The sequence below is a fragment of the Streptomyces sp. NPDC005898 genome (genome assembly GCF_040629635.1).
Lineage (GTDB): Bacteria > Actinomycetota > Actinomycetes > Streptomycetales > Streptomycetaceae > Streptomyces.
This window is the reverse complement of sequence record NZ_JBEXWC010000011.1, coordinates 76,744-89,544: the sequence shown is the minus strand read 5'-3', so window position 1 is coordinate 89,544 and position 12,801 is coordinate 76,744. Positions and strand designations below refer to the sequence as shown.

Here is a 12,801-nt window from a genome sequence, read left to right as displayed (position 1 = left end):
TCCATGAGCGAGCCCACCGTGAAGACAGCCCTCACCCCGGCCACCCACACCACCCCGCCCGCGAAGTTCTCCCACGGCGTCAAGAAGGGCAACATCCTCCAGGTCGCCGGCCAGGTCGGCTTCCTGCCGGCCGAGGAGGGCAAGGCCCCCACCCCGGCGGGCCCCACCCTGCGCGAGCAGACCCTCCAGACCTTCGCCAACGTCAAGGCGATCCTCGAAGAGGGCGGCGCCACCTGGGACGACGTGATGATGATGCGCGTCTACCTCACGGACGTGGACCACTTCGCGGAGATGAACGACATCTACAACGAGTACTTCGAGCAGCAGGGCCTCACGGCCCCCGCCGCGGCCCGCACCACCGTCTACGTGGGTCTGCCCAAGGGCCTGCTCATCGAGATCGACGCGCTCGCCGTCCTCGGCTGACCCGCATCCCCCTCCCCCTCCGGCAAGCCGTACGTCGTCACGGCACGGCGCCCCGTCCGCACGGGGCGCCGTGCCGCGATCCCCCCTGCCCCGAAAGCCTTATGCCCTTACGAGGTCCACGATGTCCCCGTCCCACACCGCCGTGCTCGCGGCCGCCCCCGCCGCGCAGACACCACCCCACACCGGTGGCCTCCTCGCCCTGATCGACGGCACGGCGGGCCTGCTGACCGTCGCCGCGCTCGGCATCGCCCTGCTGCTCTTCCTGATCATCAAGGTCCGGCTCCAGCCCTTCGTGGCGCTGCTCGCGGTCTCCGTGGCCGTCGGCCTCGCGGCCGGCCTCTCCGTCACCGAACTCTTCGGCACGGTCCAGAGGTCCGACGCCGTCTCGGTCGTCGAGTCGGGCATGGGCGGCATCCTCGGGCATGTGGCGATCATCATCGGCCTCGGCACGATGCTCGGCGCGATCCTCGAGGTGTCGGGCGGCGCGGAGGTGCTGGCGTCGCGCCTGCTGGGCCTGTTCGGCGAGAAGCGCGCGCCGCTGGCCATGGGCCTGACCGGGCTGATCTTCGGCGTCCCGGTCTTCTTCGACGTGGGCATCTTCGTCCTGGCCCCCCTCGTCTACGCCGCCGCCAAGCGCAGCGGCAAGTCGATCCTGCTCTACTGCCTGCCGCTCCTCGCGGGCCTGTCCATGACCCACGCCTTCCTGCCCCCGCACCCGGGCCCGGTGGCCGCCGCCGGGCTGCTGAAGGTGGACCTCGGCTGGGTCATCCTGATGGGCGTCGTCTGCGGCCTGCCGGCGGTGCTCGCCGCCTGGGCGTACGCCGCGTGGGTCGGCAGGCGCATCTTCGTGCCGGTCCCGCAGGACATGGTCGAGGCCGCCGAGGAGGCGAAGGCGGCGGTGGCCGCCGAGCAGCGTGCGGCCGGGGTGAGCCCGCAGGAGAAGCCGGTGCCGCTGGGCACCGTCTTCGCGATCATCGGCACGCCGCTCGTCCTGATCCTCCTGGCGACCTTCTCCTCCATAGCCTTCGACCCCTCGACGCCCCGCTCGGTCATCGAGTTCTTCGGCAGTCCGTTCGTGGCCCTGACCATCGCCCTGTTCATGGCCTACTACTTGCTGGGCATCCGGCGCGGCTGGTCCCGCAAGTCCCTGGAACGGGTGTCGACCTCGTCCCTGAAGCCGGTCGGCAACATCCTGCTGGTGGTCGGCGCGGGCGGTGTCTTCGGCGCGGTCCTGAAGGCGGGCGGCGTCGCGAAGGCCCTCTCGGACACCTTCCAGGACGTGGGCCTGCCGGTCATCGTCCTCGCCTACCTGCTCTCCCTCGTCCTGCGCGTCGCCCAGGGCTCGGCGACGGTGGCGATCGTCACGACGGCGGGCATCGTGGCCCCGCTGCTGGCGGAGGGCGACTACTCGCAGGCCTTCGTCGCACTGGTCATCATGGCGATCTCGGCGGGCTCCATCTTCGCCTCGCACGTGAACGACGGCGGCTTCTGGATGGTGGCGAAGTACTTCGGCATCTCGGAACGGGACACCCTCAAGACGTGGACGATCCTGGAATCGGTCCTGTCCCTGGCGGGCTTCGCGGCGGCGGCGGTCGTGAGCGTCTTCGTGTAGTTCCGAGCGGCGCCCGCGACCGGCCGTGGATGTCGACGTCAGCGTCACGGCAGGGCGTCCCGTCCACCTGGCCGGCCGAGGAAAATCGGGTGCGGGCGGGTGTCGTGATGTTGTGGGATGCGGGGCATGACGATCGTTCTGGGCGAGACCGGTGTCGACGGGCTGAGCCGGGTCGTGGATGTCCTTCGCGGGTGGCAGGACGACCGCGCGCCCTTGCAGCTCCATCCGGGAGACCTCGGCTGGGCCTGGGCGCTGGGTGCGGAGCGGTTGGCCGCGGCCGTCCGCACCTGGAGCGTGGACGGACGGATCATCGCCGTCGGATACCTGGACGGCCCTGATGTGCTGCGCCTGACGACCGCGCCGGATCTGCGACAGGACGGTGAGCTGGCGCGCCGGCTGCTGGCGGACCTCGATGATCCGGCGCGCGGGGTTCTGCCCGCCGGGAAGGTCGGCATCGAGGTCCCCGACGGCGCCCTGCTCCGCGAGGTCCTCCTGGCGGCGGGCTGGCTTCCGGACGAGCCGTGGACGCCGCTGCGCCGCGACCTCGCCGAGCCGGTGCGGGACTGCGGCCTGCGGATCGAGGTGGCCGGCCCGCGGACGGCGGGGGTGCGGACCGCGGTGCATCGCTCGGCGTTCGGCAGCCCGGCGTGCACCGAGGAGATCTGGCACGTCCTCGCGGCCGGGCCGGTCTATGCCGACGCCCGCTGCCTGATCGGCTACGACGACCAGGGCAACGCGGTGGCCGCGGCGACGGTCTGGTCGGCCGGGCCCGGCAGGCCCGGCCTGCTGGAGCCGGTGGGCGTGCACGCCGACCACCGCGGTCGCGGACACGGGACGGCGATCAGCGTCGCCGCCGCGGCGGCGCTGCGTGAACTGGGTGCCTCGAGCGCACTCGTCAGCACCCCGACCTCGAACGCTGCCGCCGTCGCCGCCTACAGGGCCGCCGGATACGAGCCGTCGTCCGAACGACTGGACCTCGGCCGAGCCGCCTGAGAACGGTCGGGCCGCCCCGACCGGGCCCGAACGCCCGGCGAGGAAGCCTCACCGAAGCGTTCGGGCGGGTCCGTCCACGGCGTCAACTAGTGCAGTACTGCTGCTCCTTGCCGATGGACCGGTACATGCAGTCCGCGTTCTCCAGGAGTTGCAGGACCGCGTCGCGGTTGCGCGAGGTCTCGCGCTCGATCACCTCGTCGGGCGGGTAGAAGCCGCCGCCGCCCGACGACGGGTACATCTCGAAGGTGTAGCTGAAGATCTTCTGGCTGCCCCACAGCCAGTCGTCGATCGAACCGTCCGTGATGTACAGGTCGCTGGACTGCTCGGGCGTGTAGCCGTTGCTCGCGGCCATCTTCCTGCCGACGGCGGCGTGCGCGTCCCGGTCGTCCTGGGTCAGGCCCGCGGCGGTGTCGGCGTACGTGTAGCCGTAGGGCCACAGCACCAGCTCGCTGTAGGTGTGGAAGTCGATGCCGGCCCTGATCTGCTGCTTGCCGCCCACGACCCGGGTGCGCACGAAGTCCGCGACGACCTTCACCTCGGGCGCCGACTCGGCGGCACTGCCCCGGTAGGTGTCCGAGCCGGTGGAGCCGGAGGAACCGCCGCAGCAGCCCCACTTGTAGCCCCAGTTGCGGTTCAGGTCCGTGCCGACGCTGGACGAGCCGGCGTTGGGCTGGCGGTTCTTGCGCCAGCTGCGGTACGAGCCGGTGGCGATGTCGTACTCGCCGCCGTCCGGGTTCACGTCCGGCACGATCCAGATCTCGCGGGAGTCGACCATCTTCTTGACGCGGGCGTCCGTGGCGTAGTCGTCGCCCAGCTCGCGCATCAGGTAGAGCGCCATCTCGACCGTGAGGTGCTCACGGGCGTGCTGGTGGTGGGTGAAGAGGACCTCGGGCTCGGCCTCGTCGGTGGCGACGTTGTCGCTGATCTTGATGGCGACGATGTCGCGGCCCGCGTAGGACCTGCCGATGACCCGCTTGCTGATCAGGTCGGGGTGGGCCGCGATGTACTGGTCGATCGCGGCGTTCATCTCTGCGTAGTTGTGGTACTTCGCGTCGGCGGGCGGGAAGTCCATGGGCTCCACCGCCTTGCCGTCCGTACGCTTCGGGGGTCCGGCCAGGGCCTTGAGGGCGTAGCCGGACTCCCTGAGCCGGGCCGCCTCGCGGCCGTCGGCGGAGACGACCACCGAGCGGGCGTGGACCTCGTCGACGGCGACCCCGGTACGGGCCAGCGCGGTCCGCGCGGCCCGGCCGTCGGTCAGGGGGATCTCGTACTGGCGTATCGCCTCGTCGTCCGCCGCCGTGCTCTTCGCGCCGGGGTCGGCGGGGTCGGCGGGCGCGGCGGTGGCGGTGAGGGGGGCCACGGCGAGGGCGAGAATGGCCGCGAGGGTCGCGGATCTTCTGCCGCGTATGCGGAGCCGCATGAAGTCTCCTCAGGGGTGGGGGGTGATTCAGTGCGACGTGTGCGGTGGGGGAGTGCGGGATGCGGGGTGCGGTGGCGCGGGCGGAAGCGTGCGCCGGGTGCGGTGGCGCGTGCCGGAGCGTGCGCCGGGTGTGATGCGGGCTGCGATGCGGGGTGCGCCGCCTCATCGTCAATCCATGGCATGCCCCCGTCAACACTGTCTTCGGCCAACCCACTTGTGCCGCGCGCCGCGATGCGCTTTCTTGATCGGCATGGCTGAAACCACAGACAGTGGCACCACCGCCGACGCGACGGCACCCCAGCCGCGCAAGTCGAGCTGGAAGTACATCGGCCCCGGCATCGTCGTCGCCGCGACCGGAGTGGGCGCGGGCGACCTCGTCGCCACCCTCATCGCGGGCAGCAACTTCGGCTACACCCTGTTGTGGGCCGCGGTGATCGGCTGCGTCGTGAAGATCTCCCTCGCCGAGGCCGCCGGCCGCTGGCACCTGGCCACCGGACGCACCCTCTTCGACGGCTGGGCGAGCCTCGGCCGCTGGACGACGTGGTTCTTCGTCGCCTACGTCGTGATCTGGGGGTACGTCTACGGAGCGGCCGCCATGTCCTCCTCCGGGCTGCCCCTCCAGGCGCTCTTCCCCGACGTCATGGCATTGAAATGGTGGGCGATCCTGACCGGCATCGTCGGGCTCGTCTTCGTCTGGTTCAACAAGTACGCCGTCTTCGAGAAGGTCATGACGGTCCTCGTCGGCGTCATGTTCGTCGTCACCGTCTATCTCGCCGTCCGCGTCACCCCGCACCTGGGCGACGCCTTCGCCGGCCTGCTGCCCGTCCTGCCCGACGAGAAGGACTCGATCCTCAACACGCTCGGCCTGATCGGCGGCGTCGGCGGCACCATCACCCTCGCGGCGTACGGCTACTGGGTCAACGCCAAGGGGTGGACCGACACCCGATGGATGAAGGTGATGCGGCTCGACAACCGCGTCGCCTACATCACCACCGGCATCTTCGTCGTCGCCATGCTCTTCGTCGGCGCCGAGATGCTGCACTCCGCGAACGTCGCCATCGCCAGCGGCGACAAGGGGCTCGTACAACTCTCCGACATCCTGGAGAAGGAGTACGGCCAGGGCACCGCCAAGCTGTTCCTCGTCGGCTTCTTCGCCACGTCGTTCACCTCGCTGATCGGCGTGTGGCACGGCGTGAGCCTGATGTTCGCGGACTTCGTCGAGCGCTACCGCAAGCAGCGGGCGGGCGCCGACTCCACCGCGCTCAGCGGCCAGGAGGTGGCCTCGGGCGCCCGCGAGAAGTCGGTGCCGTTCCGCGCCTACCTGCTCTGGCTGACCTTCCCGCCGATGATCCTGCTCTTCCAGGGGCAGCCGTTCCGGCTCATCATCCTCTACGGCGTCCTCGGCGCGGCCTTCATGCCGTTCCTGTCGCTCACACTGGTCTGGCTGCTCAACTCCAGCCGCACACCGCGGGAATGGCGCAACGGCCGGCTCAGCAACGGCATGCTGGCCATCGCGGGGCTGCTGTTCCTCGTGCTGTGCGTCAAACAGATCGCCGACCAGGACTGGAGCAGCTTCTTCTAGCCCCGTACGCCCCTGCGCACTCCCCTGCGCACCCCTCCGTACATCCCCCCGCACGCCCCTCGTACATCCCGCTCGAACATCTCACCCCGGACACCCCGCTTCCCGGTACGCGACCGTCACCTCCACGTGAACACCGGGAAGTTGGGTGTCGGGGCGGGCCCCGCCTGGATATGGTGCTGAGGCCGAGGAGAAGTGCAGGGGGAGCCTCAGGGGGGCGCGCATGCCGACCGCCGTAGCCGTCACCGGCCCCGACCTCGTGCTGCCCTCGCCCGACCGGCACACCCCCTCGGCCGCCGTCCTGCAGTCCGCCGTGCGGTCCCCGCTGACGTACTCGCTGGACCAGGCGCTCACCGAGATGGACACGCTCGTCGAGCACCACGGCTATGTGATCGTCCTGTGCCCCGCCTCCACGCCCGCGTCGGTCACCCGGCGCCTGTACGCGGTCCGCTCCATCCTGGAGAGCGACCGGATCGCCGTGCTGCGCCCGGAGCTGCCGCCGCTGGGCCTCGCCGTGCTCGCCCTCCAGCTGCGCCAGCTGTCGAGCTGCGACTTCAGCCCCGGCGTCCTCGCCTCCGCCGCCCGCCTGCTGTCCCACTACATCTACGCGGGCGCCCTGCTCGGCTCCGTCGCCCGCCTCGACCGCGTCCCCGTCTCCCTCCAGTCGCACGCCAAGTCCTGGCTGCCCGGCGCCCAGTTCGCGGTCCTCGCCACTCCCCGGCCCGAGCTGGTGAAGGTCTCGGGCACCGGCCCGCGCACCAGCCTGCCCGGCCCCGGCTTCGGTACGAAGATGCTGTACGCCCCGGGGCAGCTGGCACCCGCCTGGGTCACCGACACCCTGGCCCCCGCCTGGCACGCCCAGGGCGTCGAGGAAGTCCGCCTGCCGGCCGAGTCCGCGCGCTGGTGGGCCACCGGCAGGCTCGTCGAGTTCGCCGCGGCCATCCCCGACATCTCCGTCCTGTACCAACTGGTGTCCTCCGTGCGACGCGAGGACTGCCACTGGTGCGGACTCGAACTCATCGGCGACCGCTGCGCGTTCTGCGCCGCCCCGCTGCCGCCGCCCGAGGAACGCCCCGACCGGCCCGCCCGTGCCCTCCTGCCCCGCGGCGCCCCCTAGCCACACCCCGCCGCGCCCGAGCCCGCTCTCGCCCCAGCCGCACCCTGCCCGCCCCGTCCGCGACCTACGACCGTTCACGCGCCACCCCGCTCACTGTCCGTAGCCACTCGCACTCGATCGAGGTAGTCCGGCCCATGAACTCACGCCAGCGCCGCGGCGTCATCCTGCTGGTCCTGTCGGTCCTGTGCGCGTTCGGCGCGTTCGCGGGCGTCCTGTCGGTGATCCGCGACGTGAACTCGAAGGTGGGCCCCGAGGTCGCCGCGTACAAGCTCAAGGGGGACATCGCGCCCTACAAGGAGCTGAGCGCCGAGCAGTTCGAGAAGGTCGAGATGCCGAAGCGGTGGCTCTCCGACAACGCCGTCACCGACCTGCGCCAGATCCGCGGCAAGATCGCCGTCACCCAGCTGCGCGAGGGCTCGCTCCTCCAGTCCGACATGATCGTCAAGCGCCCCGAACTCGGCCCGGGCCAGCAGGAGATCGCCATCATGATCGACGCGGCCACCGGCGTCGCGGGCAAGATCACGCCCGGCTCGACGGTCAACATCTACGCCACCTTCAAGGGCGGGAGCGACAAGGCGAAGGACCAGTCCAAAGTCATCGTGGAAGGCGCCAAGGTGCTCGACGTCGGCAAGCTGACCCCGCTCGAACCCGACCAGGACGACCGCACGCGCCGCCGGGCGTCCGAGGCCGTCCCGATCACCTTCGCCCTCGGCACGGCGGACGCGCAGCGCGTCGCGTACGCCGAGTCGTTCGCCACGCACGTCCGCCTCGCCCTCATCGGCGCGGGCGGCGACCCGACCGTGCCGCCGCGCGATCGCACGTACACCCTCGACGAGGACAAGTAGGAGGTCTCATGGCCACTCGGATCCTGCCGGCCGTCGGGGACATCGAGGCCGCCCGCGCCCTGTCCACGCTCACCGGGCAGCTGCCCGACGCCGAACCCGCCCTGCCCGTCGGGGACTCGACCGCGCTGCTCGACACCCTCGCCCGGCTCGCCGCCGAGTCGGTCGACGAGCTGCCGGAGGTCGTCCTCGTCCACGAGCGGATCGGGCCGGTCCCGGCGCTCGATCTCATCCGCGACCTCGTGCTGCGCTTCCCCGCCGTCGGCGTCGTCCTGCTCGCCGCCGACACCAGCCCGGGCACCCTCACGGCAGCCATGGACTCCGGGGCGCGCGGCATCGTCGGCTTCCCGCTCGCCTACGAGGCCCTCGCCGAACGGGTCCAGGCCGCCGCCGCCTGGTCCGCCGGCATGCGCCGCCACCTCGGCAGCGGCGGCGGGCTCGAACTGTACGGCGGCACGGCCGGCCCCGGGGCGCCCGGCGCGGGCACCGTCGTCGCCGTCAGCGGGGCGAAGGGCGGCGTCGGCACCACCGTGACCGCCGTGCAACTCGCCCTCGCCGCACAGGCGTCGGGCCGCACCACCGCGCTCCTCGACCTCGACCTCCAGTCCGGGGACGTCGCCTCCTACCTGGACGTGCAGTTCCGCCGCTCGGTCACCGACCTCGCCGCCATCAGCGACATCACGCCCCGCATCCTCCAGGACGCCGTCTACACCCACGAGAGCGGCGTCGGCCTGCTCCTCGCCCCCGCCGAGGGCGAGCGGGGCGAGGAGGTCACCGACCGCGTCGCCCGGCAGATCCTCGCCGCCCTGCGCGCCCGCTACGACGTCGTCGTCATCGACTGCGGGGCCTGTGTCACCGCAGCGAGCGCCGTCGCCGTCGAGCTCGCCGACCACGCCCTGCTGCTCCTCACCCCGGACGTCGTCGCCGTACGCGCCGCCAAACGCATGGTGCGGCTGTGGGACCGCCTCCAGATCCGCAAGGCCGAGGAGACCCTCACCGTCGTCAACCGCCACGGCAAGGGCACGGAGATCCAGCCCTCCCTGGTGGAGCGCGTCACCGGCACCCGGGTGGCCCGCACCACCGTGCCGGCCGCCTTCAAGGAACTGCGGGCCGCGGTCGACGCGGGCCGCATGCAGGACCTGGAGAGCCGCTCCACGGTCAAACAGGCGCTGTGGGGGCTCGCGGGCGAACTGGGGATCGTCGAAGGGGCGCCCGCGGGCGGCGGGAAGCGGAGCGGGATCGCCCTGCGCAGGAAGGCGGCGGGCGGCGACCGGGGCGCCGTCACGCTGGAGTTCGCCGGGATGTTCCCCCTGCTGCTCGTCGTCATGACGATCCTGTGGCAGTGCGCGCTGTACGGCTACACGTACTCCCTCGCCGGCAACGCGGCGGACGAGGCGGCGCGGGCCGCCACCGCGGCGCACGCGGCGGGGGAGGGCGAGGCCGCCGCCTGCTCCGCCGCGGGCCAGGAGCATCTGCCCGGCGCCTGGCAGGACGCGGCGATCACCTGCACGGACGAGGGCACGGTCTGGAAGGCCCGCGTCTCGGTGGACGTACCGGTGTTCTTCCCCGGTTTCGACGCGGGATGGCGCGTGGACGGGGAAGCGGGCGCGGCGAAGGAGGGGGATGAGGGATGAGGGCGCCGGGGCGTTTACGGGGGCGGGGGCGCTTCTTTGGGCGGGGGCGTCTTCGGGGGCCGGACCGGCTCCGGGGCGGGGGCGCGGGCGGGGGGCTGCGGCGTGGGGGGTGTGACCCACGCCGGGACCGGCGCGGTGGCTCGGGCTGGGGCCTGCACCGTCGGCGGTGTGACCCGGGCCGGGGCCGGGGCCGGGGTGGTGGCTTCGGCGGGGGCCTGCGCCGTCGGCGGTGTGACCCGGGCCGGGGCCCGGGCGGTGGCTTCGGCGGGGGATCGCGGCGTCGCCGGTACGACGACCAGGGGGTCTCCATCCTGGAGTTCGCCGGGTTCCTGCCGGTCCTGCTGCTCGTCGGCCTCGCCGCCATCCAGCTCGGCCTGGTGGGCTACGCCGCGAACCAGGCCGGCTCCGGCGCCCGCGCGGCGGCCCGCGCGGCGTCCCAGGGCGACTCGGGGCAGGCGGCGGGCGCGGCGGCCATGGACGGCGGTCTCAGCTCCTCCATCGCGGTCGGCTCGGGCGGCGACACGACGACCGCCACGGTCGAGGTCCAGGTACCGACACTGCTGCCCTTCGTGGACGCGGGCTGGAGCGTCACCAAGGAGGCCACGATGCCCAACGACGACGACGCCGAGTACTGAGACCCGCCGACCAAGGAGACCCGCATACCACCGAGACCTGGTGCGACTCACCGAGACCAGCCGACCACCGAGACCTGATGCGACCCGCCGAGACCCGTACCCCTGAGGGAGGTTGAAGGACGCCATGAGCCTGCGCGACCGCGTGGCCCCCACCCAGCAGAGCGAACCGAGCCGCGACGACAACCTCGTCGCCGTCTACCGCTCCAAGCTCCTGGAGGAGATCGACCTCGCCGAGATGTCCTCGCTCGCCGCCGCGGACCGCCGCGTCCGCCTGGAGCGGGTCCTCGGCCACATCATCAGCCGCGAGGGCCCCGTCCTCTCCACCTCCGAACGCGCCCAGCTGATCCGCCGCGTCGTGGACGAGGCGCTCGGCCTCGGCGTCCTCGAACCGCTGCTCGCCGACACCTCCATCACGGAGATCATGGTCAACGGCCCCGACTCGGTCTTCGTCGAACGGGCCGGCCGCGTCGAGCAACTGCCCCTGCGCTTCGCCTCCAACGACCAGCTGATGCAGACCATCGAACGCATCGTCTCCACGGTCAACAGGCGCGTCGACGAGTCGAACCCCATGGTCGACGCCCGGCTGCCCACCGGCGAGCGCGTCAACGTCATCATCCCGCCGCTCGCCCTGACCGGCGCCACCCTCACCATCCGCCGCTTCCCGCGCGCGTACACGCTGCCCGAACTCATCGGCCTCGGCTCCCTCGACGAGCACATGCTGATGCTGCTCGCGGCGTTCGTGCGGGCCCGCTTCAACCTCATCGTCAGCGGCGGCACGGGCAGCGGCAAGACGACCCTCCTCAACGCGCTCTCCGGCCTGATCCCGGCCCACGAGCGCATCATCACCATCGAGGACTCGGCGGAGCTGCAACTCCAGCAGGACCACGTGATCCGGCTCGAATCGCGCCCCGCCAACGTCGAGGGCAAGGGGCAGATCACCATCCGCGACCTCGTGCGCAACAGCCTGCGCATGCGCCCCGACCGCATCATCGTCGGGGAGGTCCGCGGCGGCGAGACCCTCGACATGCTCCAGGCCATGTCCACCGGCCACGACGGCTCGCTGGCCACCGTGCACGCGAACACCGCCGAGGACGCGTTGATGCGCCTGCAGACCCTCGGCTCCATGTCGGAGGTGCAGATCCCCTTCGAGGCCCTGAAGGACCAGATCAACTCGGCCGTGGACGTGGTCGTCCAGCTCGCCCGGCACAGCGACGGCTCCCGCAAGGTCTCCGAGATCGTCCTGCTCGTCTCGCACGGCCGCCAGCAGTTCCGCATCGCGCCGGTCACCCGCTTCGTGGCGCAGCCGATCGGCACCGACCGCGTCGTGCGCGGCTGGTTCGAGCACCTGCCGCTGCCCCGCGAGATCGCCGACAAGCTGTACGGCGCGGGCGAACCGGTGCCCCCGGCGTACGGCGTGGCGGAGGCGATCGACGTACTGGACACGAGGGAAGCGATCGGATGACCGCCCCGACGACCAGGTGGGCAAGCCGGCCGATGACCAGATCGGGAGCCGACCGAGGACGAGACGGGGAGCCGGCCGATGACCAGGTGGGGAGCCGGCCGATGACCGGACGGGGAGCCGACCGATGACCGATCCCGCGACGCTCGCCCTCGGCGCCACGCTCCTGACCGGCACGCTGGCCGTCGCGGGCATCCACGCGTACGCGTCCGGGCGCGCCCAGCGCCAGGCCCTCATCGACCGGCTGGCGCTCGGCCCCGGCGGCGGGGACGACGGTCCGACGGGCCGCGCGCGCCGCTTCGCCGCCGTCGACCGCAGGCTGCGCCGCACGCGCCTCGGCCGGGACATCCAGCTGCGCCTCTCCTCGACGGGCCTGGACGTGACCGCCGGCGAGTTCTTCACCTACGTCGTGGCCGTCGTCGCCGCGCTCTGGCTGATGGCGGCGGCGACCCTCGCGCCCTTCTTCGGCCCGATCGCGGGGGTGGTGGCGATATGGGGCGCGGTCGCATTCCTCAACTGGCAGCGCCAGAAACGCATCGAGGCGTTCATCAACCAGCTCCCCGACGTGGCCCGCATCCTGGCCAACGCGACGGCGGCGGGACTGGCCCTGCGTACGTCGCTGGCCATGGCGGCGGAGGAGCTGGAGGCCCCGGCCGGCGAGGAACTGTCGCACGTCGCCCACCAGTTGGCGCTGGGCCGGTCCATCGACGACACCCTCGGCGAACTGGCCGAACGCCTGCCCTCCCGCGAGCTGATCGTCCTCGTGACGACGCTCGTCCTGTCCAACAAGGCGGGCGGCACGGTGGTCAACTCCCTGCGCAACCTCACGCAGACCCTGGAGGACCGCAAGGAGACGCGGCGCGAGGTCCGCACGATGCTGTCGGAGGTCAACGCGACGGCGTTCACGGTCCCGCTGCTCGGCCTGGGCTCGCTGCTGTTGATCAACTCCTCCAACGAGGGCGCCCTGGCCCGGGTGACCGGCTCCCCGGTGGGCCAGACGCTGATCCTGATCTCCCTCGGGCTGTACGGGATCGGCTTCTTCGTGATCAGACGCCTCGGCAAGATCGAGGTCTGAGATGCCGTACGC

The 12,801-nt window shown here is 71.9% G+C and carries 11 protein-coding genes; 10 read left to right on the top strand and 1 reads right to left on the bottom strand.

All coding sequences use genetic code 11. From position 1 onward, the window contains the following. The first annotated feature begins 3 nt into the window (after positions 1 to 3). The 3 genes from ABZ385_RS17120 (at position 4) to ABZ385_RS17110 (ending at position 3,028) form a co-directional block, all read left to right on the top strand. Positions 4 to 423 (top strand): RidA family protein, encoded by a 420-nt coding sequence (locus tag ABZ385_RS17120; RefSeq protein ID WP_358581926.1) that lies wholly within the window; start codon positions 4 to 6, stop codon positions 421 to 423. 121 nt (positions 424 to 544) lie between these two features. Further along, positions 545 to 2,035, top strand: a complete 1,491-nt coding sequence (locus tag ABZ385_RS17115) for a gluconate:H+ symporter (RefSeq protein ID WP_358581924.1) — start codon at positions 545 to 547, stop codon at positions 2,033 to 2,035. A gap of 126 nt (positions 2,036 to 2,161) precedes the next feature. Further along, positions 2,162 to 3,028, top strand: a complete 867-nt coding sequence (locus tag ABZ385_RS17110; RefSeq protein ID WP_358911992.1) for a GNAT family N-acetyltransferase — start codon at positions 2,162 to 2,164, stop codon at positions 3,026 to 3,028. 82 nt (positions 3,029 to 3,110) lie between these two features. Here the strand turns inward: ABZ385_RS17110 and ABZ385_RS17105 are convergent, their stop codons facing one another. Continuing rightward, complete coding sequence (locus tag ABZ385_RS17105; RefSeq protein ID WP_358911991.1) at positions 3,111 to 4,448, bottom strand: M14 family metallopeptidase; 1,338 nt, start codon at positions 4,446 to 4,448, stop codon at positions 3,111 to 3,113. A gap of 250 nt (positions 4,449 to 4,698) precedes the next feature. Here ABZ385_RS17105 and ABZ385_RS17100 point away from each other — a divergent pair, with 250 nt between their 5' ends. The 7 genes from ABZ385_RS17100 (at position 4,699) to ABZ385_RS17070 (ending at position 12,789) form a co-directional block, all read left to right on the top strand. Continuing rightward, complete coding sequence (locus tag ABZ385_RS17100) at positions 4,699 to 6,030, top strand: Nramp family divalent metal transporter (RefSeq protein ID WP_358699056.1); 1,332 nt, start codon at positions 4,699 to 4,701, stop codon at positions 6,028 to 6,030. Between the two features lie 220 nt (positions 6,031 to 6,250). Then, positions 6,251 to 7,144, top strand: coding sequence for a hypothetical protein (locus ABZ385_RS17095; protein WP_358911989.1), 894 nt, complete (start codon positions 6,251 to 6,253; stop codon positions 7,142 to 7,144). Between the two features lie 134 nt (positions 7,145 to 7,278). Further along, complete coding sequence (gene cpaB, locus ABZ385_RS17090; protein WP_358581915.1) at positions 7,279 to 7,989, top strand: Flp pilus assembly protein CpaB; 711 nt, start codon at positions 7,279 to 7,281, stop codon at positions 7,987 to 7,989. Positions 7,990 to 7,997: 8 nt separating this feature from the next. After that, entirely contained in the window at positions 7,998 to 9,620 is a 1,623-nt protein-coding gene (locus tag ABZ385_RS17085; protein WP_358911987.1) for an AAA family ATPase, read from the top strand. Positions 9,621 to 9,928: 308 nt separating this feature from the next. After that, the gene (locus ABZ385_RS17080) at positions 9,929 to 10,255 is read left to right on the top strand and encodes a TadE/TadG family type IV pilus assembly protein (protein WP_358581966.1); all 327 of its coding nucleotides are present in this window, start codon (positions 9,929 to 9,931) and stop codon (positions 10,253 to 10,255) included. A 124-nt stretch (positions 10,256 to 10,379) separates the two neighbouring features. Next, positions 10,380 to 11,717, top strand: a complete 1,338-nt coding sequence (locus ABZ385_RS17075; protein WP_358581909.1) for a CpaF family protein — start codon at positions 10,380 to 10,382, stop codon at positions 11,715 to 11,717. A 124-nt stretch (positions 11,718 to 11,841) separates the two neighbouring features. After that, entirely contained in the window at positions 11,842 to 12,789 is a 948-nt protein-coding gene (locus ABZ385_RS17070; protein WP_358911985.1) for a type II secretion system F family protein, read from the top strand. Positions 12,790 to 12,801 lie beyond the last annotated feature (12 nt).